23 protein-coding genes are annotated in these 19,777 nt (G+C 56.8%); 13 read left to right on the top strand and 10 right to left on the bottom strand.

What is annotated here, in order from left to right:
* Positions 1-662: 662 nt before the first annotated feature.
* From P186_RS12845 to P186_RS12830, 4 genes are all read left to right on the top strand, one after another.
* A complete protein-coding gene (locus tag P186_RS12845) occupies positions 663-2,207 on the top strand; it encodes a hypothetical protein (RefSeq protein ID WP_014289946.1) in 1,545 nt (514 codons plus the stop codon).
* Between the two features lie 59 nt (positions 2,208-2,266).
* Positions 2,267-2,497, top strand: coding sequence for a hypothetical protein (locus P186_RS12840; protein ID WP_014289945.1), 231 nt, complete (start codon positions 2,267-2,269; stop codon positions 2,495-2,497).
* A gap of 183 nt (positions 2,498-2,680) precedes the next feature.
* On the top strand, positions 2,681-3,028 hold the full coding sequence (locus P186_RS12835) for a hypothetical protein (protein WP_014289944.1): 348 nt from the start codon (positions 2,681-2,683) through the stop codon (positions 3,026-3,028).
* A gap of 203 nt (positions 3,029-3,231) precedes the next feature.
* Positions 3,232-4,455 (top strand): coiled-coil domain-containing protein, encoded by a 1,224-nt coding sequence (locus tag P186_RS12830; RefSeq protein ID WP_148683079.1) that lies wholly within the window; start codon positions 3,232-3,234, stop codon positions 4,453-4,455.
* Here the strand turns inward: P186_RS12830 and P186_RS12825 are convergent.
* Positions 4,452-4,748 (bottom strand): hypothetical protein, encoded by a 297-nt coding sequence (locus tag P186_RS12825; protein ID WP_014289942.1) that lies wholly within the window; start codon positions 4,746-4,748, stop codon positions 4,452-4,454. The two genes, P186_RS12830 and P186_RS12825, sit on opposite strands and share 4 nt — an antisense overlap.
* Positions 4,749-4,828: 80 nt before the next feature.
* On the opposite strand from P186_RS12825, the gene P186_RS12820 reads away from it, so the two are divergent.
* The 5 genes from P186_RS12820 (at position 4,829) to pheS (ending at position 9,696) form a co-directional block, all read left to right on the top strand.
* Positions 4,829-6,331, top strand: coding sequence for a hypothetical protein (locus tag P186_RS12820; protein WP_014289941.1), 1,503 nt, complete (start codon positions 4,829-4,831; stop codon positions 6,329-6,331).
* A 108-nt stretch (positions 6,332-6,439) separates the two neighbouring features.
* Complete coding sequence (locus P186_RS12815; protein WP_014289940.1) at positions 6,440-7,561, top strand: DUF1512 domain-containing protein; 1,122 nt, start codon at positions 6,440-6,442, stop codon at positions 7,559-7,561.
* Positions 7,562-7,598: 37 nt separating this feature from the next.
* Positions 7,599-7,916: a hypothetical protein gene (locus P186_RS12810; RefSeq protein ID WP_148683078.1), complete on the top strand. Its 318-nt coding sequence runs from the start codon at positions 7,599-7,601 to the stop codon at positions 7,914-7,916.
* Between the two features lie 54 nt (positions 7,917-7,970).
* Positions 7,971-8,201 (top strand): ribbon-helix-helix domain-containing protein, encoded by a 231-nt coding sequence (locus tag P186_RS12805; protein WP_014289938.1) that lies wholly within the window; start codon positions 7,971-7,973, stop codon positions 8,199-8,201.
* 31 nt (positions 8,202-8,232) lie between these two features.
* Positions 8,233-9,696 carry a phenylalanine--tRNA ligase subunit alpha gene (gene pheS / locus P186_RS12800; protein WP_014289937.1) on the top strand — a complete coding sequence of 488 codons (1,464 nt, stop codon included), beginning with the start codon at positions 8,233-8,235 and terminating at the stop codon, positions 9,694-9,696.
* Here the strand turns inward: pheS and P186_RS12795 are convergent.
* The gene (locus P186_RS12795; RefSeq protein ID WP_148683077.1) at positions 9,686-10,036 is read right to left on the bottom strand and encodes an aspartate 1-decarboxylase; all 351 of its coding nucleotides are present in this window, start codon (positions 10,034-10,036) and stop codon (positions 9,686-9,688) included. The two genes, pheS and P186_RS12795, sit on opposite strands and share 11 nt — an antisense overlap.
* A gap of 73 nt (positions 10,037-10,109) precedes the next feature.
* Between P186_RS12795 and P186_RS12790 the strand changes: the two genes are divergently transcribed.
* From P186_RS12790 to P186_RS12785, 3 genes are read left to right on the top strand one after another with little or no spacing between them, the layout of a single operon-like run.
* On the top strand, positions 10,110-10,646 hold the full coding sequence (locus P186_RS12790) for a nicotinamide-nucleotide adenylyltransferase (protein ID WP_014289935.1): 537 nt from the start codon (positions 10,110-10,112) through the stop codon (positions 10,644-10,646).
* A gap of 59 nt (positions 10,647-10,705) precedes the next feature.
* Positions 10,706-10,858 (top strand): hypothetical protein, encoded by a 153-nt coding sequence (locus tag P186_RS14120; RefSeq protein ID WP_014289934.1) that lies wholly within the window; start codon positions 10,706-10,708, stop codon positions 10,856-10,858.
* 32 nt (positions 10,859-10,890) lie between these two features.
* Positions 10,891-11,283: a hypothetical protein gene (locus tag P186_RS12785; RefSeq protein WP_014289933.1), complete on the top strand. Its 393-nt coding sequence runs from the start codon at positions 10,891-10,893 to the stop codon at positions 11,281-11,283.
* 271 nt (positions 11,284-11,554) lie between these two features.
* On the opposite strand, the gene P186_RS12780 is transcribed toward P186_RS12785, so the two are convergent.
* From P186_RS12780 to P186_RS12765, 4 genes are all read right to left on the bottom strand, one after another.
* On the bottom strand, positions 11,555-11,944 hold the full coding sequence (locus P186_RS12780; protein ID WP_014289932.1) for a hypothetical protein: 390 nt from the start codon (positions 11,942-11,944) through the stop codon (positions 11,555-11,557).
* A gap of 61 nt (positions 11,945-12,005) precedes the next feature.
* A complete protein-coding gene (locus P186_RS12775) occupies positions 12,006-12,344 on the bottom strand; it encodes a nucleotidyltransferase domain-containing protein (RefSeq protein ID WP_014289931.1) in 339 nt (112 codons plus the stop codon).
* A 108-nt stretch (positions 12,345-12,452) separates the two neighbouring features.
* Positions 12,453-12,626, bottom strand: coding sequence for a HEPN domain-containing protein (locus P186_RS14425; RefSeq protein ID WP_014289930.1), 174 nt, complete (start codon positions 12,624-12,626; stop codon positions 12,453-12,455).
* A 98-nt stretch (positions 12,627-12,724) separates the two neighbouring features.
* On the bottom strand, positions 12,725-13,510 hold the full coding sequence (locus P186_RS12765) for a winged helix-turn-helix domain-containing protein (protein ID WP_014289929.1): 786 nt from the start codon (positions 13,508-13,510) through the stop codon (positions 12,725-12,727).
* 112 nt (positions 13,511-13,622) lie between these two features.
* On the opposite strand from P186_RS12765, the gene P186_RS12760 reads away from it, so the two are divergent.
* Positions 13,623-13,952, top strand: coding sequence for a hypothetical protein (locus P186_RS12760; protein ID WP_014289928.1), 330 nt, complete (start codon positions 13,623-13,625; stop codon positions 13,950-13,952).
* 195 nt (positions 13,953-14,147) lie between these two features.
* Here the strand turns inward: P186_RS12760 and P186_RS12755 are convergent, their stop codons facing one another.
* Genes P186_RS12755 through P186_RS12740 form a run of 4 tightly spaced genes read right to left on the bottom strand, consistent with a single transcriptional unit; the run spans position 14,148 to position 19,774 of the window.
* On the bottom strand, positions 14,148-14,552 hold the full coding sequence (locus P186_RS12755; protein WP_148683076.1) for an ATP-binding protein: 405 nt from the start codon (positions 14,550-14,552) through the stop codon (positions 14,148-14,150).
* A complete protein-coding gene (locus P186_RS12750; protein WP_014289927.1) occupies positions 14,524-15,090 on the bottom strand; it encodes a hypothetical protein in 567 nt (188 codons plus the stop codon). Before P186_RS12750 ends, P186_RS12755 begins: the two co-directional genes overlap by 29 nt.
* Entirely contained in the window at positions 15,087-19,103 is a 4,017-nt protein-coding gene (locus tag P186_RS12745; protein ID WP_237179421.1) for a molybdopterin dinucleotide binding domain-containing protein, read from the bottom strand. The genes P186_RS12750 and P186_RS12745 overlap by 4 nt, the downstream gene beginning before the upstream one ends.
* Positions 19,046-19,774 (bottom strand): cytochrome b/b6 domain-containing protein, encoded by a 729-nt coding sequence (locus P186_RS12740; protein ID WP_014289925.1) that lies wholly within the window; start codon positions 19,772-19,774, stop codon positions 19,046-19,048. The genes P186_RS12745 and P186_RS12740 overlap by 58 nt, the downstream gene beginning before the upstream one ends.
* Between the last annotated feature and the right edge of the window lie 3 nt (positions 19,775-19,777).

Below are 19,777 nucleotides of genomic sequence, written 5' to 3'. Positions count from 1 at the left end.
AAGAACCTCCAGCTCTATGGATGTTCTGGTTTTAATACAGTTCTCAACTGCACCCACCCCAAGGCCTCCGTCCACAGCCCCGTGTATAATCTCAATGCACGAGCTGGCACCTCTGCAGATTTCACGCGCCGCTCTGAGTGTCGCCGGACGCTAAAGGAGTACGATATCAAGTGGGGAAGAGTGTAGAGGAAAGCGTGCGGGCCCCGGGCCCTGTTTCGGTTTTCCTATCCGCTGTCGATGTTTCAACTATCTTGATTTCCGGGACCCTAGGTAGCTTGATTTCATGTGGAGGGTAGCAGGGTGAAGACGGCCGGGGCCTTTAGGACTCTGAGGACAGCAGACACTTCGGAAAGGCCGAAGTTTTTCTCCAGCCATGTGGCCCCCGTAAAAGCTCCGTGTGGGGGGCTTGGGATAGGGTTCGAATCCCGGCAGGGACTCCATGTAAATTTTGCAAATGTGGGTCCCAGCCGGCGCTGGTGGAGCCATAAGTGGGGTTCGAGCCGCGGTAGACAGGCCGCCGGCGGAGGCCTGGGATCTGCGGGCTGTCGCCGACGTGCCGTGTAGCTCTCTCCGCAGTTTTACGTTGTATCTCTGCCGTTAAGTATTGACTTTGAGTATATAATAAGGCTTATATCCCCCCCTCCCCCGGTACAGTTGCGGACATGGAAAAGAAATCCCGAGTAGGCAAGCTGGTGGTGTTGGCGGCTTTGGTTGCCGTGGTGTTTGTGGTGCTGGGGTTTCAGACGCCTAGCCCGGGGGTCACGCTGAGGTTTGAGCTCTACGAGGCCGGCGTAAAGAAGAGCGACCTCTTTACAAGACCTGACGTAGCCGCCGCGGTCTTCGTAAGAGCCGTCACGCCGGATGGAGAAGTGGCAGTTTTCTCAGGGCCCACCAGGGGCTCTGTACACATACCAGCCGGCGCCCTAGCCGACGTGGCTAAGAACTGGACTGAATTACTAAGGGCTAGGGGGCACGACCCCGAGGACTTCTTCACCGCGCTTATAGTCAGCCTGGCGGTTGTAAACAAAACCAGCGGGAGGCCTCTGTTCTACACCACCTACTTCCTAGACTACCCCCCAGCCAAGGTGGCGAGAGGAGAAGAGCTGATATACACGCTACATGTGGCAAAGGGCAGGGGGGAGTGGAGGGGGCACGTGGCTAAGGTGGATAGAGAAGAGAAGCGAGGGCTGTTTGCAAGCTACGGCTCTGCGCCCCCCTCGATGAAGCCGCCGTCTGTCGAGCCGCCGAAAGACACGTGGTGTGAATTAATAAGTCCAGAACCCCCGGCGTTTATCTGCTGGTATAGAAAGGCTTGGGTGGGAGTCAACAACTTAACCACCGCGTTTCCCTCTACGTACTTCACAAACTACAACGGCAGGCTGTATATGAAAGTGCCCGTTGTCATGGCGGTAAACGACTATACATACAGCGGAACGGTGAGTGTATACATACGAGTTGAATCGACTACTCCGCAAGTTGCCGTCAGCGCCACTCTAGCGGTTATGGGCGACTTCGGGCCCTTCATTAGCTTAGCTGGCAGGAGCTGGGGAGGCCAGCAGTACTATTTAGATAACAATCTCATCCTCGCCCCCACTATATCTGGCTGGATTTGGATATGGGGGAGGCCTGTCTTCGCCTCGTACGACGTCTACTACGAGGGGCCCGTAGGCAGATCCTACATTCAAGAAGAGAACTACTTCTACATAGCGGATATCTACATCAGCGGTAGCACAATTGTAAGTGGAAAAGATTTTGTCCTGCCCCAGGAAATTATTGACCTCTTCTACGGCGGGGTAGATAAGCAACAGCTCGTCATTTCCAACACGGCGCTTTCAGACGGGGCTCTTCAGCCACGCGAGTATATACTGTTCGAGGAGATATTCCCCTATTTTGACAAATGTGGGGCAGATTTTGAAGTAGGCATCCCACTGGGCTCCATTGTGTCGGCGGCTCTGGCCAGAACGCGGACTTCACTGCCTATAGACGTATTCCCCAGCATAGACATATCGCTGTCTATACAAGGCGCCAGTATATATATCAAAGGCTCGATACATAACGACGGCGACAACCCCGGCGTCTCCACCGACTACAATGCCCCGGAGTACATATACGTCGCCGTGAGCAAGTATCAGTACACCGCGAGGGATTGGTGGGGCAACATCTGCCGCTATCAAGTACCCTCTGGCATATACATAGAGGCTAGGTAAACCCCTCCTTTTTTCCCTCCTACCTTTTCTCTAGCGGGCGGGGCCTAGGGCGGGTAGAGATGCGCAGGTTTCGGCCGGAGCTTTATAGAAGGGGGGTGGAGGATCAGTGCGCAAGCGCGGAGGGCGGTTGCGAGGCGGACTACGTGAGGACGGCCGCCGTGCTGAAGGCATTCGGCGTGGAGAGCTGGAGCAGAAAAGAGAAACAGATAGATCTCAGCAGAGGCGCCTATGACGCGTTGATGAAACTAGAGCCTGTATGCGCCGCCCTGGGCATATGCAGAAAAACTTAAAGTTTTTAAAAACATGTCAAGCATACATAAAGCGCGCCCGTCTAAGCCCTTCGTGGTCATTTCCAGAACTTTTTCCACATACTGAGCGGTGGCTAGAGGCAACGAGTGGGCTCTGGCTAATAAGTAGGCCTAAATCTAAAGTAACCGTGCGTTAGCTATATAAACTATGGCACCGTGGGTGGCATGGCCGACGACTTCGCCTATCCAGACTACGTCGTGGAGATACTAGCAGAGCTCAGAGAGCTGAAGAGGGAAGTTGCCAAGTTGCAGAGGGATGTCGCCGAGCTCTCCAAGAGGGTGGCGCAACTCCCCCAGCCGCAGCAACAACAACCGGCCAACATCGAGGCGGTGCTGGACGCGGTGCGGGAGGCCGTGGAGAAGCTGAACTCAGCCGCCCTCTCTGTCGTCGAGAACGCCAGCCTCGTAAGGGCGGCATTGGCGGAGGATCGGGCGAAGAGAGACGAGGCGTGCATGGCACTGCTAGAGAGACTCATAGCACTGCAGGACGTTTTGAAAAGAGCCACTCAGTAACTACACAAGCCACGACTACCCAGTAGATCTGTCGCCCGTTGCACATCACCACCCGCAGGTGTCTGCCGCATCCAGCTTTGCGCAGGTACGGCGGGGGGCGCTCCGCGTGTTGTTAACCACTGCGCCGCTTTGCTGAAAGTTAGCAGGTGTATACTGGTGTATATACGCGAGATGTTTATATATCTCTGGGTCTGTGGAAAACTGTGTTTAGGAGGGAGGACGCGGGTAAGAAGGTAGATGAGGCGTTGGTAAAGCTTAGCTCAGACGTCGCGGCCCTCTCCACGCGGCTGGAGGAGGTGAGGAGCGAGGTGGTGGCTGAGGTTAAGGCGAATTCTCTCGACTTGAAGAAATCTGTCGAGGGCCTGGGGGCCCTCCTGAGCAGGGTGTCGAAGGACTTGGTGGAGGCCACTTCCCAGCTCAACAGGCTGGTCGGGCAGATAAACGCCTCGGCGGATAGGCTGGGGGGGCTCTCTGCTGTGGCTGAGCGGCTCTCCGCTTCTGCAAAGGCGGTGACGGACGCCACAAACCAATTCATCTCTGTGGCTGAGAAGCTCGACGCAGTGGCGGGGAGGGTGCAGAGCTTGGCTGAGGAGATAAACGCCCTCAAGGCGCAGAGCGAGCAGATACGCACCGTGGCCTCCGCTATGCTGGAGTTGATGAAAGACTTCAACGCGAGGCTCCAGGACTACGAGGCTAAGATGAGGCAACTCGCCTACAAAGAGGCGGAGCTGAGGACTAGGGAGGAGGCGTTGAGGAAGAGGGAGGGGGAGCTCGCCCTCGTGATGGAGAACGTGAAGAAGGTGGCCGAGCTGTCCGACCCCACGAAGACCTCGCTGGAGGAGGCTAAGAAGGCCTTGTCTCTGCTGACCGCCCGTATGCGGGAGCTGGAGGAGAGAGACGAACAGCTGAGGCAGTTTAGAGAGGAGCTTCTGAAGAAGGAGTTTGAGCTTAAGAAGCTTGAGCAGGAGCTGGCGGTTAGGCAGAGGCAGCTGGCGGAGCAGGAGGAGCGCGCCAAGTCCCTCCTCGCCCAGGCCGCCGAGGTGGAGAAGAGGCTGGCTGAGCTGGCCAGGAGGGAGAAGGAGCTGGAGGAGGTACAGGCGGCTCTTGAGAAGAGGCGCCAGGAGCTGGAGGAGTTGGTGGGGAAGTACAAGATGTTTGAAGACGCAGTGGGTAAGAAACAGGAGGAGCTCAGGAGGCTGGAGGAGGCTGTGAGGGCTAAGGAGGTGGAGCTGTTGGACAACCTCGGGAGGTTCGCCAAGAGGCTTGTGGAGGAGGAGCAGAGGCTAAACGAGTGGGAGAGGAGGCTTCTTGAGCAGGAGCGCGAGACCCTTGCATTTTACAGAAGCCTCCTCTTGAGAGAGGCGATGCTGGCCCAGCTAAAGGCCCAGCTGGAGGAGTGCCGGAGCAGGCTGGAGGAGCGGCGCTAAGGCACGAAGGGGAATACGGCCTTTAGAAAGCTGTAGCCCAGCACAGACGCCGAGATGACGAAGGTGACGATGAGCAGAGCCTGCACCATCCTCAGCTCAGCCCTCTCTCTGTCCTCTGTCGAGATGTCCAGCGCCGCCGACACGTCCTTAAGCGCGAGTCTGAAGAGGACTACCGCAATTACGAGAAATACGATGTCTAGAGCCGCGGCCACCATCTGCTCAGCCCCCATCAGCAACAGACCCAGCGTCAAGACTCCGATTAGGTACAAAACTGCATAGAGGGACCACCTCACGGCGTAGACTTCGGAAACCTATTTAAGAGTTAGCGTTTAAAGTCACCAATGACTATATAACCGCGCCGGCGCTGTACTACATGTACGGCCTCTTGATCCTCGTCATAAACGCCACCGTGCTCACAGTCCCCATTACCTCCATACCATTTATCTACACGGCGCCCCTAGGCGGATGCGCCAACTTCTCAGCCTACGTCGATCCCCTCTCGCCGTGGGGCATAGCCTCGGTACACGCCGTGTCCAACACCGGCGTCCTAACTACGCCCACGTTTCAGCCGTACCCAACGCCCAAGTTTGTAAATGGACGCGTTTGTGGAGACTTCCTCACGGTTAAGGTAGACAGGTGGAGGAGCCTCGGCCCCGTGGTGCCGGTCACGGTGAAGGGGGAGGAGTCGGTCTACGTATACCAAGGCGTGCCGCTTGAGGTAAACGGCACGGCGATCCTCAGGGTGAAGTCCTTCACCCCTCCACAAGTGGAAGGCGACTTTTACTTCAAGGTGTGGTCGACACAGTCCCTGGGGGTCTATATGGAGGAGTACGTGGTGTACTCCACCGCCAAGATCTCGGCCTACGGCATAGCCAACATCACCTACATCAGCCTCTCGGACACAAAGGCGGATTACTACTTCGTGATCCCCACGGCAGGCGTGAGGATAGAGGGCGTCAAGCCGTGGACGCCTGACTTCAACCTGATGTTCTCCCCAAACCAGACCGCGGCGGTTGGGAGGCCCCGGGTGGTCGTGGAGCAGATCGCCCTCCCCGTGGTTGGCCAGTGCAACGGGACGGCGCTGGTGTACAACCCGGTGGAGAGGCCGCTACAGATATATGTCAAGCTGGCCACAGGCGAGGAGTATGTCCTCAACTTCTACCACCTCCCCACGGCCGTCAAGACGTGGCTCTTCAAGGGGGCCACCGCCAAGACGGTCGACGGCCAGGACCTATCTGTATACGCCGTATCTACGGAAGACGGCTCGCCTGTGGCTATGTGCATAGTCGAGGGGCCTACCTACTACGTATACGTGAAGGTTGGCGACATAGTTTATAAATACCCCGCAGAGGTGAGGGATGGCGCCGTTGAGGCCTACACAGACCTCGTCAAGCCGAGGGTGGTGCTCGACGTCCAGGGCTTCAACGCAACGGTGGCTCCGGAGGTTGCCAAGCTGGGGACAAACGTCACAGTGAGGCTCCTTCTCAACGGCTCCGTCGTGGCTGAATACGTCGTGAGGGCCGCCCCCAGGTTAGTCATAAACGCATCTTCTCTCTACAGAGAGATGAGGGTGGTCGACGTGCTGGGGTCGCCTATTGACCGCTTCGCCGTGTACGTCGGTGGTTTGAAGTTCTACGGCGAGCGCGGCGCCGCCAGGATAATTCCGCTGGCGGATCCCGTTGCCGTCGAGATCAACGGAGTTAAGTACCTGGTAAACGTGCGGCCGGTGGTTAAGTTGCCTACGCTTACCCTTGAAAGTTTTGTCAAGATGTTCGTGGCGGCGGGGGCGGTGGGCGCCGCCGCGGCGGTGGGGGTGAGGGGTAGACGTGAAGAGAAGAAGGAGGAGAGGGGCGGCAGAGACGTGGTGGAGGTATAAGCTTAAAACCCCGGTCGCCTTTCCCACCGTGATGAGGGGAAGGGCCTGAGAGGTGATAGAGCCTTCGATCACTGATAACTTTTATATGTCTATAATACAGGGCATTCAATGTATGCACAGACTACATACGACCCGATGTGGTACCTGATATCGATATTGGTATGGTTCGCCCTCATCTTCATGCTACAGGACCTGCAGATGTATAGGTACCTCAGCCAGGTGAGCGGCTTCCTCTCCTACCTTGGCCAGTTGCTGAACGCGGCCTCCGCCAACGTGCTCAGCGCCTTGGACAAGTTTAAGCGGAGGGAGGTGCAGAGATCTGAGCTCGAGTCGACGTTGAAGAGGATGGTGGACTTCGCCGTGATTGAGCCCACCTCTCTAGACCCCAACGGCATCGTGCCGAAGTACAAACACATACTGAACACCTACGTGGAGACCTACGAGGGCGAGATAAAAAGGCTCGTTGAGGACGGCGTCGTTGTCAAGAACCTGGCAACCGCCGTAGAGGCGCTGAGGTACATGAACTTCATATACAAGGTGGTTGACCACTACTACAAAACCGCCAGGAAGTACAAAGCCTTTTACCTAGTCATACAGCTAACCATGTTGCTTCCGCTACTCAAGGAGCTCACAGACACAGTCAACGAAGCCGTGACCTCATTCATAAAGGGGGTCCCCATTGGAGACAGCGCAGGGCCCCTCGTGGCCTACAACATACTCAACCAGTGCGGGGCGCCTGTGTACCACAACGACGTCAAAGACACGGTGGTGGCTGAGTGCATCTACGACGGCAGGCGCCTCTACGTGATCAAGGCCCGGGGGCCGGGTAGCACAGTGGGCCGCCTTGACGAGGCTGTGGAGTACGTATTCCAGAAGCTGGGCGCCAAGCCGAAGTACATAGTGAGTATAGACGCCGCGTTGAGGCTGGAGGGGGAGAAGACCGGCGAGGTGGCGGAGGGCATCGGGATGGCCATGGGCGGCGTCGGCGTGGAGAAGTTTAACATCGAGTCGTACGCCACTAAGTACGGCGTGCCGCTGTACGCCTTTCTCATAAAGATGAGGCAGTCCGAGGCGCTCACCACCATGACAGGCGAGATATACAACGCAGTCAACCACACTACCAAGAGGGTGCTGGAGTTTATCTCCAGCAACGTGGCGCCGGGGGAGTCCGTGCTCGTCATCGGGGTGGGCAACACCGTCGGCGTGGGACAGCCTTTCGAGTCCTCTTGACAGTTACCTTTTTAAAATCGCCAACCTCTTTGCTACCGTGAGGCTCAGAGCTCCGTTTCTCCGCATGGTCCTCCGCAACACCTACATGGAGCTTGAAATAGACGACATCGTCGTATTCGCCGAGTCGAAGAGAAGAGGGCTCTACGCCGAGGTGTACATGGGCGACGTGGGGTATATATACGAGAAGGGGAAGTGGTACGCCTACGACAACGAGGGGCGGCCCAAGACAATTACGGCGGCAGACGCCGAGAGGCTGAGGAGGCTCGCCAAGAAGCTCTCCACACTGCCCAAGTACAAGGTGTTGGAACAGCTCATAAAAGCCCTCTCCACCGCCAAAGCCAAGACGCAGGAATAGTACAGCGGTATTACCTGGAGATGACCTTTATTAACGCAGGTATCTCCACTAGACATGCCGAGGAGCAAGAATCAAGATAAGATGTCGCTGATCTCGGTGCACGTCCCTAAAAAGATGCTGGAGGAGCTCGACGAGCTTGTGAGGAGGGGGATCTTCCCCAACCGTAGCGAGGCCATTAGGGCAGCCCTCCGCGACCTGCTGTACAAAGAGGTTTTCAAAGCCAAGATACCCAAGGAGGAGGAGAAAGAGGAGGAGGTCCCCATCTCCCTCATTAGGGGCAGGTAGTACATACTTAAAGACAAGATTTTTAGACCACATGCTCGTTTTACCGCCTACTCTTTACGAAATTATAAGACGCGCCGGGGAGTGGCGCCTCATAGACGACATAGCGGCGGAGCTGGGGGTGCCCCCGGAGAGCCTCATGCGCTACGTCGAGGAGGGCCGCGCCAAGGGCGTGTTGCAGGTTGAGAAGAAGACCGAGGTGATCTACGAGCTGACAGAGGAGGGCCGCGTAAGGGCCGCGGAGGGCCTCCCGGAGTACAAGCTTCTGAAGTCCGCCGTGTGTGGAGAGGGGAGGTGCGTGGCGGCTGTGCCCCAGAGCCCAGAGGCTCAGATTGCTTTGGCGAATCTGGCTAAACACGGCGTGAAGCCGCGGGGAGGCGTCATAGAGCTAGACGCCGAGACGTACCAAAGGGTCATCGCCGTCCTCGAGGAGAGGCAGAAAGCCCTAAACTCTCTCGACACGGCGCCTAGAGAACTGATAGAGGAGTTCGTAAAGAGGAAGCTAGTGAAGAAGATGGAGAAGACTAGGATATATGTCAAGGCAGTGGCTGTGGATGTAAAACCCGCTGAGGTCAAAACCGCCATCACCAGCGAGGATATCGCCACCGGGAGGTGGCGTACGTACGTGCTCAAGCCGTTTGACCTAGGCGTCGAGCCCCCCGAGTACCCAGCCCCGGTGCCCCACTTCTTCAACGAGTTTCTCGACTACGTTAGGGAGGTGATGGTGGGGCTGGGGTTCGAAGAGGTGAGGGGCCCGGTGCTGGAGGTGGAGTTCTGGAACTTCGACGCCCTGTTCCAGGCGCAGGACCACCCGGCGAGGGAGGTGCACGACACATTCTACGTACAGTGGGGAGGCCCGGTGGAGCACGTGCCGGAGCACCTCCTGGAGGCCGTGGGGAGAGTCCACGAGGAGAAGTGGCGCTACAGGTGGGACAGAGCCAAGGCGCTCAACCCAGTTCTGAGGACTCAGACAACGGCGACGACCATTAGAGCACTGGCTGAGAGGGGCGAAGGCGAGTACAAGGTGTTTACAATTGGGAGAGTCTTCAGGCCGGAGAAGCTCGATCCGAAGCACAGCATGGAGTTCCACCAGCTAGACGGCATCGTCGTGGGGCCCGGCCTCACCTTTAAACACCTGCTGGGCCAGCTGGAGCAGATAGCCAAAGCCCTGGGGATGGCCAGGGTGAGGTTCAGACCCGCCTACTTCCCCTTCACCTCCCCCTCAGTGGAGGTCTACGCAGAGCACCCGAGGCTGGGCTGGGTGGAGTTCGGAGGCGCCGGCGTCTTCCGGCCAGAAGTCACCGAGCCCCTAGGCGTCAAGAAGAGTAGAGTCCTGGCGTGGGGCTGGGGCCTCGACAGAATCGCCATGATACTCCTAGGCATAGACGACATAAGAGACCTCTTTACAAAAGACCCAGAGAAGCTGTTGGAGTACTACGCCAGGTGGACAAGATACAAGACCTCCACGGGGGCCTCAGGCGTCCGCTTCACGCTTTGACACGCCGCACCTCCACCAGCTTATTCCCCCTAAAGATAGCCACCGTAGCCACGTGGCTAGACACATCCTGTACACATTCGTAGCTCGTGACGATAATCACATCGCCGACCTCCCCAAGCCTCGCCGCCGCCCCGTTAAGCTCCACGACACCCTCGGGCCCCTCCAGTAGGTAAGTGGAGAACCTAGCCCCGTTAGTCACGTTATAAACCTCCACCCTCTCAAGGCGGTGGAACCCCGCAGCCCTCATGATATCCACCCCCAGGGTGAGAGACCCCTCGTAGTTCAGATTCTTACCAGTGACAACAAGCCCATGCGCCTTACTCCTCAGGAGAACCGGCATGGCGAGGCGGGGCCGCGTGTATATAAACATCCCCCTGGCGGAGATAGATAAATAGGGAGACGCCGCGTGTGACATGCGCCGCGGCTTGTTCCCAGGTAGGTTCCAGCCGCCGCACTGGGGCCACGTCCACGCCATAAGGGAGATCCTTAGGGAGATGGACGAGGTGGTTGTGGTCATCGGGTCTGCCCAGTTTAACTACATTTTGAAGGACCCCTTCACGGCGGGGGAGAGGATCTGGATGCTCAGGGAGGCCCTCCGCGAGGGCGGCGTAGACCTCTCCCGCGTGGTGGTAATACCGGTGCCAAACGTGGAGAACAACCTAGAGTGGCTGGGCCGTGTGAGGTCTCTGGCGCCTCCCTTCCACGTGGTGTACACAGGGAACCCCTACGTGGCGCTCCTATTCAGAGAGGCGGGGTATGAAGTCAAGCAGCAACCCATGTATCAGAGAGAGATCTACAGCTCCACAAGGGTGAGGGAGCTCATGCTGAGGGGCGACCCCCGCTGGGAGGAGCTGGTCCCGAGGTCTGTGGCGGCTGTTATAAAGGCCGTGGGCGGGCCGGAGAGGCTGAAGACGGCGGCGCTTGGGGAGGCGGAGCCCCATAAGTGGTGAAGCATTGTACCCCACAAACCGCTACGGAACATTTTTTAAAATGGATACACGCCGCGAACATGGCGACGGTGAAAGACGTGCTGGGGCCGCACGCATACATGCTGACCCGATACGGAGTGGCCCCAGACGACGACGTGTCGACAGCCTATGAAAAACTCCAACACAGCGCCCCCCACCTCGCCAACCTACTTGCCGAGGTAGTCAAGTTCTAATCAAGCTATAATAGAGGCATCTTTTTTACTTCATGGATGATTTGGAGAACGAGATAAAGATTATCCAGCAGATTGACGACTTTCTAAAGACGGTGAGATGTGAAGGCCTTCGGGTCCTGGCCATGATATACTTCGCGAACAAACATATAAAATGGATAGACGCCGTAGACGCGCTACCCTACGGCTTTGTAAACCCCACTTTCTACACCTTCGCCGTGAAACTGGAGAAATACGGACTGGTGCAGAGAAGGCGGCTGGACATAAAGACGTATCTCAGAATCACAGAGAAGGGGAAGAAGCTAGTAGAAACACTAATAGAAATGTCACAACTGCCAAAAAACACTGAAAATGAAAATAAAACAAATAAAGAACAAACAAATAATACAACTAATGAACAAGATAAAAAAGAATATCAACAACAGTAGACAAAACACTATGTTGTACAAATATTATCAAATTCTAACGAGTTTTAGATAACCCAATGGCCAGGTATCCGGGGGAACCACGTCCCGTTGACTTATATCGATATTGATTAGATGTTAGTAAAGCGTGTTAGTCTGCCCAAGCTAACACTGCGTGAAACCCCGGCGTGTGTTGAAACGCGCAGTTAACAGAGAATATTTCAACTGTCTCGTGGAGTGTTAATGCGGGAGAGTAGAAACATCGGCGTGAACCCGCCGTGTGTTAAAACCGCAACTACGGCGCCACCGGGAGGCCCTTGGACATCAACACCGACACAACCTTTGAGGTCAGCTCATATGTAGAGGCGATGTTGGTATTCAACACTCTCAGCTGGTTGCTAATCAAGTCAAGTCTATCTCTCAAATCTCTATGCATATTCCTCACGTCCTCCCTTAGAGCGGCTACCTCATTTCTAAGATTTTTCAACTCTGTCTCCATGTTCCCAACTTTAGACGCCAAGTTTTCAAGCTTTGTATTCATGGTTTTAAGATGTTCAAGTATTGAGGTGAGTAGTAGAATCTGGATATCGTCTTTGTCGAGTTTTTTCTCCTTAGCCAGAGCTTGAATTACCGCGATGGGGTCTACGCTTTTCGCAACTGTGCCTATGATCTCTGATATATCCATGAGAAGCTCTGCGCCGGAGTATAAAAATATTTTTGAGAACAGCGCCGTGGGCGAGGCCCCACTACACCTCTACGTAGACGTCCAGAAATTGGAGATACCACGCGAACTGCTCCGGCGTGGCTATGTGTAGCTCGATTGGGGAGTAGGGGCTCAGAATCCTCCCGAGCTCGGCTCTGACGTAGAGGCGCCCCTCTTCGGTCTCTGCAAGACTGGTGACTACAAGCACATCCACGTCGCTGTCAGGTCGGTGGGTCCCTTTGGCGAAGCTACCAAAGACATAGACCTGGGCCCCGGGGTCCAGCTCCCGTGCCCTAGCTTTGAGCCTCTCCAACGTGGCCCAGAGATTGCGGAGCTCCTCTGCCCTCCTCTCCCAGAGCCGCCTGTATAGCCCTAGAGACATGACAGCGCGCGGAGCGCCCTCTCCACCTCTCGATGCGCCCGGTGGGCGCTTTCCCTGGAGTATCTCACCGGAATGTAGCGCGGCCCTATGTAGGCGTCTTCCAAAAGGTCAATCACTAGGGGGTCTATCCCCAACCTCTGCGCCGAGCTCCGCCAACAGCTGTTTAAGACTGTGGGTTTTTGGAAAGTCGCCGTACTTCTCGTAGATCCTGTACTTAAGGCAGAGCTGTAGGGCTTGCTCTAGGTGGAAAAGCACCAGATTGTACTCCCCCATCTCCAGCATCGCCCCGGCGGCTCTCCAATATCTCGAATTCTCTAGAAGAAAACTCGCGGCTTAGTGAGAGCCGTGGTTTTTAAACTAGGGCGCCGTGAAGCGCGGCGCTAGATACGCGGGGGCCGTAGTTCGTAGTTGACGAGTAGGTGTATCTGTGCGTCGGGGTCGGCCGACCTCATTTTTCTGACGAATTCCGCGGCTGTTCCTAGGTCTGGGAAGGCTACTGCGTAGAAGCCTATGGCGTATGCGAAGCATTTGAAAAACTTGTGCGAGGCGTACGCGCCTAGGGGGGCCTCCGTCTTGACAGCCAAAGCCGCGATACCAGCCCTCTTCAAATCAACCCAGTAGGTGACGTTGACGTTTTGCCTAACCCACCGGGCCAGGTTCTTGGCTTTGGTTTTGGGGAGGTTGAGCTCCTCTGCGATGTCTACAGAGGTGAAGTCGGGCCTAGCAACGTATCTGCGCAGGGCCTCACGCTGCAGGGGCGTGAGGGACTTGGGGGTGAGCCGGGGGACGAACCAGGGCTTCCCGTACCTCTTGGCGAGGAGCTCAAGCTCGTCGAAGGTGTGGAAGGGCACGGCGAAGATGTAGGCGCCCTCAAGGGTCTCGAACTTCAGGACTGTGTAGTCCTCGGGCTCCCTCTCGCTTTGGAAAAAGGCGTAGTAGAGCCCCACGACGTCGGGCCTCACGTATACAAGCGGAGGCCCCACGAGGCCCCTCTCCCTCAGCCTCCTCAAGGTGTACCACACAAGCTGACGCGAAACCCCAAGCCTCCTGGCGATCTGGCTGATGTTCGCCCTGCTACTAGTCACCAGGAGAGTCAAGATTGTCCTCTCCTCGTAGGTAAGCGACTCGACCCGTCTAAACCCACCCCCATCTACCCAACCCTCCATTGATGATAAGGGGAAATCCCTATAAACCAGTTAGTGAAATTACTTTTTACAGACGCCGGGGCCGGCGGCGCCGCGGCGGGTAATACTTAAAATGGGGACTGGCTCTCTGTGCGTGGATTGCGTCGAGGAGGCGCTGGGGAGGTTTAGAGCCGTCTTCGGGGCTGAGGCTGTGGTCGAGGTACTGGAGCGGGGGCCGGAGCGGCTAGTGGCTAGGTTTTCGGGGAATATGTGCTACACCTGCGGCACCTACGACTACTTCGAGGACTTTGCCTACATGTACTCTGACTGCGCCGGGGAGGAATGGGCTGTGGAGTCCTACAAACAAAACCCCGACGGTAGCTACACCGTGGTGCTACGGCCCAGGCGCCTAGTGCAGGTCAGAAAGAGACATGTCAAGATCGTGCTGTACGGAGAGGAATACAGCTACGAAGTCTCCTCGTAGTGGTCAAAAACGCCGGCAACTCCTCCCCAGGTGAATACGCCGGCGATTAGGACACTTCCGTTTTCCGACGACCACATGTGGGTCTGGTGCTCAGATACTGCTCCTACGTCGTCGGCGTTGCGGTCGACGCCTCAAAAAATAACGGGCCTCACGGCGCGTTGGGGGCATCTCCTCGGAATTGGGCGGCGTCGGGGCTTAGCCAAATCCAGATCCTGCGCCTGCCGCCTCCTCTCCGGTGGGCATGGTGACGTTAGTGGGCGTAAAGGTGGGCGTGACGAGCGTCGTGGTGAAGTTTATTGGAGTCGCTTCGTTGGCGTAGTAGCTGGGGGTAGATAATGCGAGGTATAGAGAGCCGCCCGCAATTAGCAAGATTAGCAGAATGGCGGCTAGAGCCCCCCTGCTCACGACTGTGTGGATTGAAATGGCGCCGAGGGGGCACGAGTATGTGCAGATTCCGCATCCCACACATAGAGAGGCGGCGACGGCGGGGGGCTTGAGGGCACCCACTGGACACGACTTTACACAGAGGTTGCATTTCCTACAGCGGGATGGGTCAATCCTCGCAACTTTTCTAGTAAAGAGACGAGACGGCCTCCTCATATCCCCTTGCATATACCATATGTAGGAATTTTAAATACTTGTCTACGTCAAGCCTCCCGGACAGTAGATACTCTTCTACAGGTGTGGGCCTCGGCTCGGCTAGGTAGACCCAGTCGCCGCAACTCCTCATCCTCATGTAGTCGATGTAGTTATCCACAACTACCACTCCCCCCTCTGGACATGTCTTGCCAATGTCGACGCGCACCTCCGCCGCGGCGCCGTGGTAGAACTGGGTATACACCGCCTTGGCCACTTCGTAGAAGAGGCGCTCCCTCGCCCTCTCCTCTTCAAGCTCTGCGTAGCAACGCACGTGGTACAGCTTCGACAGGGTGGGGAGAAGCGCGATTAGCTGGCGCCGGCGCATGTAAAACCCGTCGCTTAGCCCCAGCTTCGCCAACAGCTCCGACTTGGAGAGGTGGCCGTAGGCGTGGAGGAGAAGGAGGTCGCAACGGGGTAGGGGGAGGAGTAGGGAAACCCCCCTGGGGAGGAGGGAGGGGAGGAAAAAGTGGGTTTTTGGAACGCTGTAGATGTATATCACGGAAGTTTTCTCAAGTCGGGCATCTTCGGCGGCCAGTAGTACGCCGACTTAACAGGCTTGGGCCCTATCCCAAGCCCCCATAGGAACGTCCTCCTCATGCCGATGAAATCAGGCCTCGCGCAACCCGGCGCCCCGGGCTTCTTGTTTGGACACAGCACCTCGCCGGTGATTATGCCAAGTATCCTCGGGAACTTCAGGTCGAGGCCCCACCTCTGCTTCCAGAAGCTGTATATAGTCTTAGACAGCTCGCCGTCGCTTCCGTGAGTCAGTAGCTTGTAGAAGAAGTCGAAGGCCATCTTAGCCGCCTCGAAGTCAAACTCCATAGAGCCGTACTCCTTGGGATCGGCCTTCTCAATCCTAACCTTGAAGTGCCACATGTTAGTCCAGGCGATGGGGTCGTTGGTCTGCGGCAGTACGAAGTCATAGGTGGTGCCGGTCTCCCTCCACCAGACAAACTTAGCCAAGTCCCAATACGGCATGCCCCTCTCCCTATACAGCTTGGTAATTGCGACTTTGTTTGCCAGCTCCTCCTCAGCCACCGGAGCTGGATCGGCGACTTTTGTCCACTTCAGCTTCTTCCAGTTGAAGTCCCCCGCCATGATCTTGTCGACGAGCGGCGCCCCGTCCACCGATATGTCGACGGTTTGGAACACGGCCGAGGTGGGGTACGAGCCGGCGGTGTTCAGCACCTTGCCGTAGTCCCACCACTTAGGCCTCCACCTATACGCGCCGTGGAGCAACACGACGACGCCCTCCCTCACCCTAGGCGTGACCCAGACCTTCGTCACGAAGCTACTCACCTCCAAGTCGTTTAGCGCCTGAATCAAAAATCTAACCCTAACGGTATCGCCAGTTTTTAGGCCCAGCAACTGGGCGTCCACCGGGTTGACCCACAGATACAGCGAGGGGTACAGCTCGAAGCTGTACCACATCTGTTGCACTCTTGAGTTCTCGCCCTGATACAGGAAGCGTGAATTCGCCACGAAGACGAACTCGCCCTTCTTTACATCGATTCCAGTGGTGAGGCCGGGTATCCTGCCCCAGAAGTCGTGGATAGGTATGACGTAGTGAAGCTTCATATTTATCAACTTTTGAACAGCGGCGACGTCGCCCTGCATCGCCTTCTTCAAATCTGACTCAAGCGGTATGATGGGTATCGAGATCTCTCTCAGCTCCTGTTCAGCCATGATGGGGCTGTACCACTCGAGCTTCAGCGTATGGGTGACAGTGCCTAATGCGTTAAAGCCTAGATATACCTCACCATCTATCTCGACGCCAATGATATTGCCAGCGGAGTCGTAGGCCAGCTTTGTAATTGGGTCTACCCTGGCCACCTGCTCCCTCGGTATCTTCCTTAAATAGACCTTGTCGGCGTAGATGTTGGTGTCGTGGATTACGAATTGGTACAGCTCAAGAGCCTCCACAGGCTCGAGGTCCTGATCCTTTGAGAATTTCACGACTGTCGGCGAGAAGGCATACACGGCCCAGTTATACATATCCCACATAGTTGGCAGAAGTTGCTTTCTGATGTCGTTTACAAACTGCTCATATGTAATCCTCCCGTCGTACAAATCCCTGATGAGCCTCTCCGGTAGCTGGGCCGGGTCGATGCCTAGTTGCGCGGCGTACCTCTTCCCTCTGTTGGCGTCTATTAGAAACGCCAGCCTGTCGGCGAGGCTGGGGATCTTCACCTTTAGGCCGAGGTAGTCTACCTCCTTATCCTTCAACAAGTCGTCTACAGGCTTGCCGTTTTGCTTTGCCATTAGAACCGTCTTGGCCACGGCTCTCCAGACCATCTCCATGTACCACTCCTCCGGCGAGATCACGTCGCCCAGGCCAATGTACTGATGGGCCTCCAGAGTAGCTCTGTGGAGGTCCCTGGGCGCCCAGCCTGTGCGCATCAGGAATATCACATAGGACGGCCACCTGACGCTGAACCACCTATCCGGCGCGTATATGCCGGGCGCCGCCGGTTGCGGGTCGTGCCTCTCAAACCAGTGGCCCTCAGAGATGCAGAGATCGGAGAAGTAGCAAGACTCGTTCCAGAACTGCGTCATGTGGACTTTCAACTCAATTTTCTCGGGGTTTGCGAAGAACCTCACCCACTGGGCACCCGCCTGATATGCGGCTAGCGGATTCACCACCCTAGATACCCAGACATAGACTTTATCAGGCACCACGAATCCGAGGCGCCTCCAGTAGTTCTGCCACTCGGGATCGTACATCCTGAAGGGTATGGTGTTGGTGGGGTCGTAGGCTCCAAAGGCGCTTTCCTCAGGCGCGATCATGTTGATATTCCAAACGGCGGGGCCTTCCAGCTTCCTCTTCAAGACCTGCGCGGCGAGGGTCCCCTGCCACCAGTAGTAGAAGAAGTCGGTGTTGTGCCAAGACGCCGCGCCGGTGCCGCCAACGGTGCCGACGGCGCCGGTTAAGGCGATTAAGAGGTAGAACATCCTAGCCAGCATCCACCCGCCGTATGTCTGCCCTGGTCCACGCCACTGGTTTATAGACAGCGCCTTGCCGGCCGCCGCCACCTCCTTGGCTATGGCTCTGATCAGCGTGACGGCTTTCTGGACCTCCTCCGGCGTTATCGGGTCGGGAGGCGGCGTTCTGGCGTTTAGCCTAGTTACCCAAGCCGCGTACTCCGGCGTAAAGTTGGAGAAGTACTCCTTGAGAAACTGCTGGAAGTAGCTCCACGCCTTGTTGTAGTCTTTGATGTAGATGACGCCGTCGTCGGTGACGCCGTATATATCCTCAGGCGGCGGCGTCTTGATGTAGCCATTTCTATACAGGTGGTCGAGAAGCTTCCTGTCTCTCAAGAACCAGTCCCAGTTCCACCACTTCCTCACAAACTCCCAATCGACGGCGTTCAGCTCGTTGATCAAGACGTTGGCTACGGCGGCCCACAGCCACGCCTCGGTGCCGGGCCACGGCGTAACCCAGTAATCCGCTAGTAGCTCTGTGTGGAAGTACTTCTCCCTCACCGATATGACCTTCGCCCCCTTGAACCTAGCTACGGCGAGCCTCGGACCGTGTGACATGAGGAAGTGGGCCGCGTCGCCTAGGTGGCCCATGCCGTGTTGCACCACTGTCTTCGCGTTGTAGTAGTCAGGCGAGTTGCGGTCCATGGCAATCCACAGGAGGTTCCCGAGCCTCGCCCCGGAGGAGCAGAGGTTGGTGTGGCTTCCAAATGAGTGTTGCTGCTCCCAGTCCTTAGTCCACGGGTGGTGGGTGAAGAAGCCCGTCTGGAGAGGCCTCCCCTCATGCCAGTGAAGCCTCATAGAGCCGATGACGTTGCCCTCGACGAAGTACTCATAGAAGGCCTTGGCGTAGTAGCTAGCCACGATCTCGAGGGAGTCATCGTATGAGATGCGGATGAAGTTGTCGTCGCCGCGCGCGCCGACTCTCTGACCAGTCCTGGGATCGATTTTGCTTAAGATGTAGACAATCCTGTCGGGGTGGGCCGCGGCGGCGGCGGCGCTCTGGCCTCTTACACAGAGGCCCCAGTTGTTCTTACTAAACGGGTTTACCATGATCTTTCTGGCGAGCTTAGTCTCCTTGTCGATCCACACCACGAAGTGGCAAGTGACCTCACAGCCGCCGCATACGCCTCCGGTGGCTATGAAGTACCTCCTCTCCCGCGGCTTGGGCCAAGCATTGGCGTCGTATTCCCTCCAGTCGATCCAGTTCTCCCACCACTTCAGCTTAACCGTCTTCAACCCCTCCGGCGTGCTGAGCTCCAGCGAGCCTCCTGTCTCCACGATTTTACCAGTCGGCGGGACTCTATACAGTGTAGCGTAGTTGCCGAAGCGCCCCGTCTGGCCGCTCCACCAGTTTTGCCCCTTCTCCACCTCGGGGTAGAGGTACTGGGCTCTGGCGAAGGCGCTTAGCGACAGCCCGACGGCGGCGGCCGCGGCGGCGGCTTTGAGGAAGTCCCTGCGGGTTATCTGCACCGTCATGGCCTCCCCCTCTTCAAAACCTCTTCCGCATACGCCTTGTGGTGCGCCATCCACCACTCCTTCTCCACGTAGCCCCTGAGCAGGAGTTGCGACTTGAGCATAGGCCAGTTAGTGGGAAATAGCGCCATGAGGAAGTGTATAGGCAAGGCGGCGAAGAATATAAAGGCGCCGATGATGTGGAGTATCGACATGAAGAGCCGCCACCACGGCGGCAGAATCTGCATGTAGAACCACTTCTCCAAGACGAGGAAAAGCCCCGAGATTCCCAACAACAGGAGGCCGACTATAACTCCCCAAACCCACAATACCTGTAGTGGGTGGTAGAACGGCGTCGGCGGGTAGTCCTTCCGCGCGCCGAGCCTATACCTAGCTACCTCGGTGAAGACCTTCAAGGCCTCACCTACCTTTGAAATTTCCCTAAGTCCGAACTTTTTGTCGGAGACGGCTAGCACTATCAAGACGCCTATTAACATCAGAACCGGGCCAACCCAGTCGTGGAGTATGCTGATGAGTTGCGCAGTCGACGGGTTTGTGGCGAGGCCAAGCGCCAGGCCCAGCCCGTCGAAGATATTTTTCTCGCCGAATTTGAAGAACATGGGCAGACCCGTCAGAAATGATATTGTCATGCCCACTAGTAGGAACAAATGCGCCAGCTGTGTGGCCGGTTTGAAACGCAGTATGTACTCCTTGCCGCCCTCGGTTTTGTAGAGAGGCGGCGCGGGCATAGC

The sequence above is a fragment of the Pyrobaculum ferrireducens genome, assembly GCF_000234805.1.
GTDB classification, from domain to species: Archaea; Thermoproteota; Thermoprotei; order Thermoproteales; family Thermoproteaceae; genus Pyrobaculum; species Pyrobaculum ferrireducens.
The sequence above is the reverse complement of the archived record's forward strand: the minus strand, read 5'-3'. Positions and strand labels throughout refer to the sequence as shown.

Coding starts and splice junctions, on each gene's coding strand:
- P186_RS12845 (WP_014289946.1), top strand. CDS start 663: ATGGAAAAGAAATCCCGAGTAGGCAAGCTGGTGGTGTTGGCGGCTTTG.
- P186_RS12840 (WP_014289945.1), top strand. CDS start 2,267: ATGCGCAGGTTTCGGCCGGAGCTTTATAGAAGGGGGGTGGAGGATCAG.
- P186_RS12835 (WP_014289944.1), top strand. CDS start 2,681: ATGGCCGACGACTTCGCCTATCCAGACTACGTCGTGGAGATACTAGCA.
- P186_RS12820 (WP_014289941.1), top strand. CDS start 4,829: ATGTACGGCCTCTTGATCCTCGTCATAAACGCCACCGTGCTCACAGTC.
- P186_RS12815 (WP_014289940.1), top strand. CDS start 6,440: ATGTATGCACAGACTACATACGACCCGATGTGGTACCTGATATCGATA.
- P186_RS12805 (WP_014289938.1), top strand. CDS start 7,971: ATGCCGAGGAGCAAGAATCAAGATAAGATGTCGCTGATCTCGGTGCAC.
- pheS (WP_014289937.1), top strand. CDS start 8,233: ATGCTCGTTTTACCGCCTACTCTTTACGAAATTATAAGACGCGCCGGG.
- P186_RS12795 (WP_148683077.1), bottom strand. CDS start 10,036: ATGCCGGTTCTCCTGAGGAGTAAGGCGCATGGGCTTGTTGTCACTGGT.
- P186_RS12790 (WP_014289935.1), top strand. CDS start 10,110: ATGCGCCGCGGCTTGTTCCCAGGTAGGTTCCAGCCGCCGCACTGGGGC.
- P186_RS14120 (WP_014289934.1), top strand. CDS start 10,706: ATGGCGACGGTGAAAGACGTGCTGGGGCCGCACGCATACATGCTGACC.
- P186_RS12785 (WP_014289933.1), top strand. CDS start 10,891: ATGGATGATTTGGAGAACGAGATAAAGATTATCCAGCAGATTGACGAC.
- P186_RS12780 (WP_014289932.1), bottom strand. CDS start 11,944: ATGGATATATCAGAGATCATAGGCACAGTTGCGAAAAGCGTAGACCCC.
- P186_RS12775 (WP_014289931.1), bottom strand. CDS start 12,344: ATGTCTCTAGGGCTATACAGGCGGCTCTGGGAGAGGAGGGCAGAGGAG.
- P186_RS14425 (WP_014289930.1), bottom strand. CDS start 12,626: ATGCTGGAGATGGGGGAGTACAATCTGGTGCTTTTCCACCTAGAGCAA.
- P186_RS12765 (WP_014289929.1), bottom strand. CDS start 13,510: ATGGAGGGTTGGGTAGATGGGGGTGGGTTTAGACGGGTCGAGTCGCTT.
- P186_RS12755 (WP_148683076.1), bottom strand. CDS start 14,552: ATGAGGAGGCCGTCTCGTCTCTTTACTAGAAAAGTTGCGAGGATTGAC.
- P186_RS12740 (WP_014289925.1), bottom strand. CDS start 19,774: ATGCCCGCGCCGCCTCTCTACAAAACCGAGGGCGGCAAGGAGTACATA.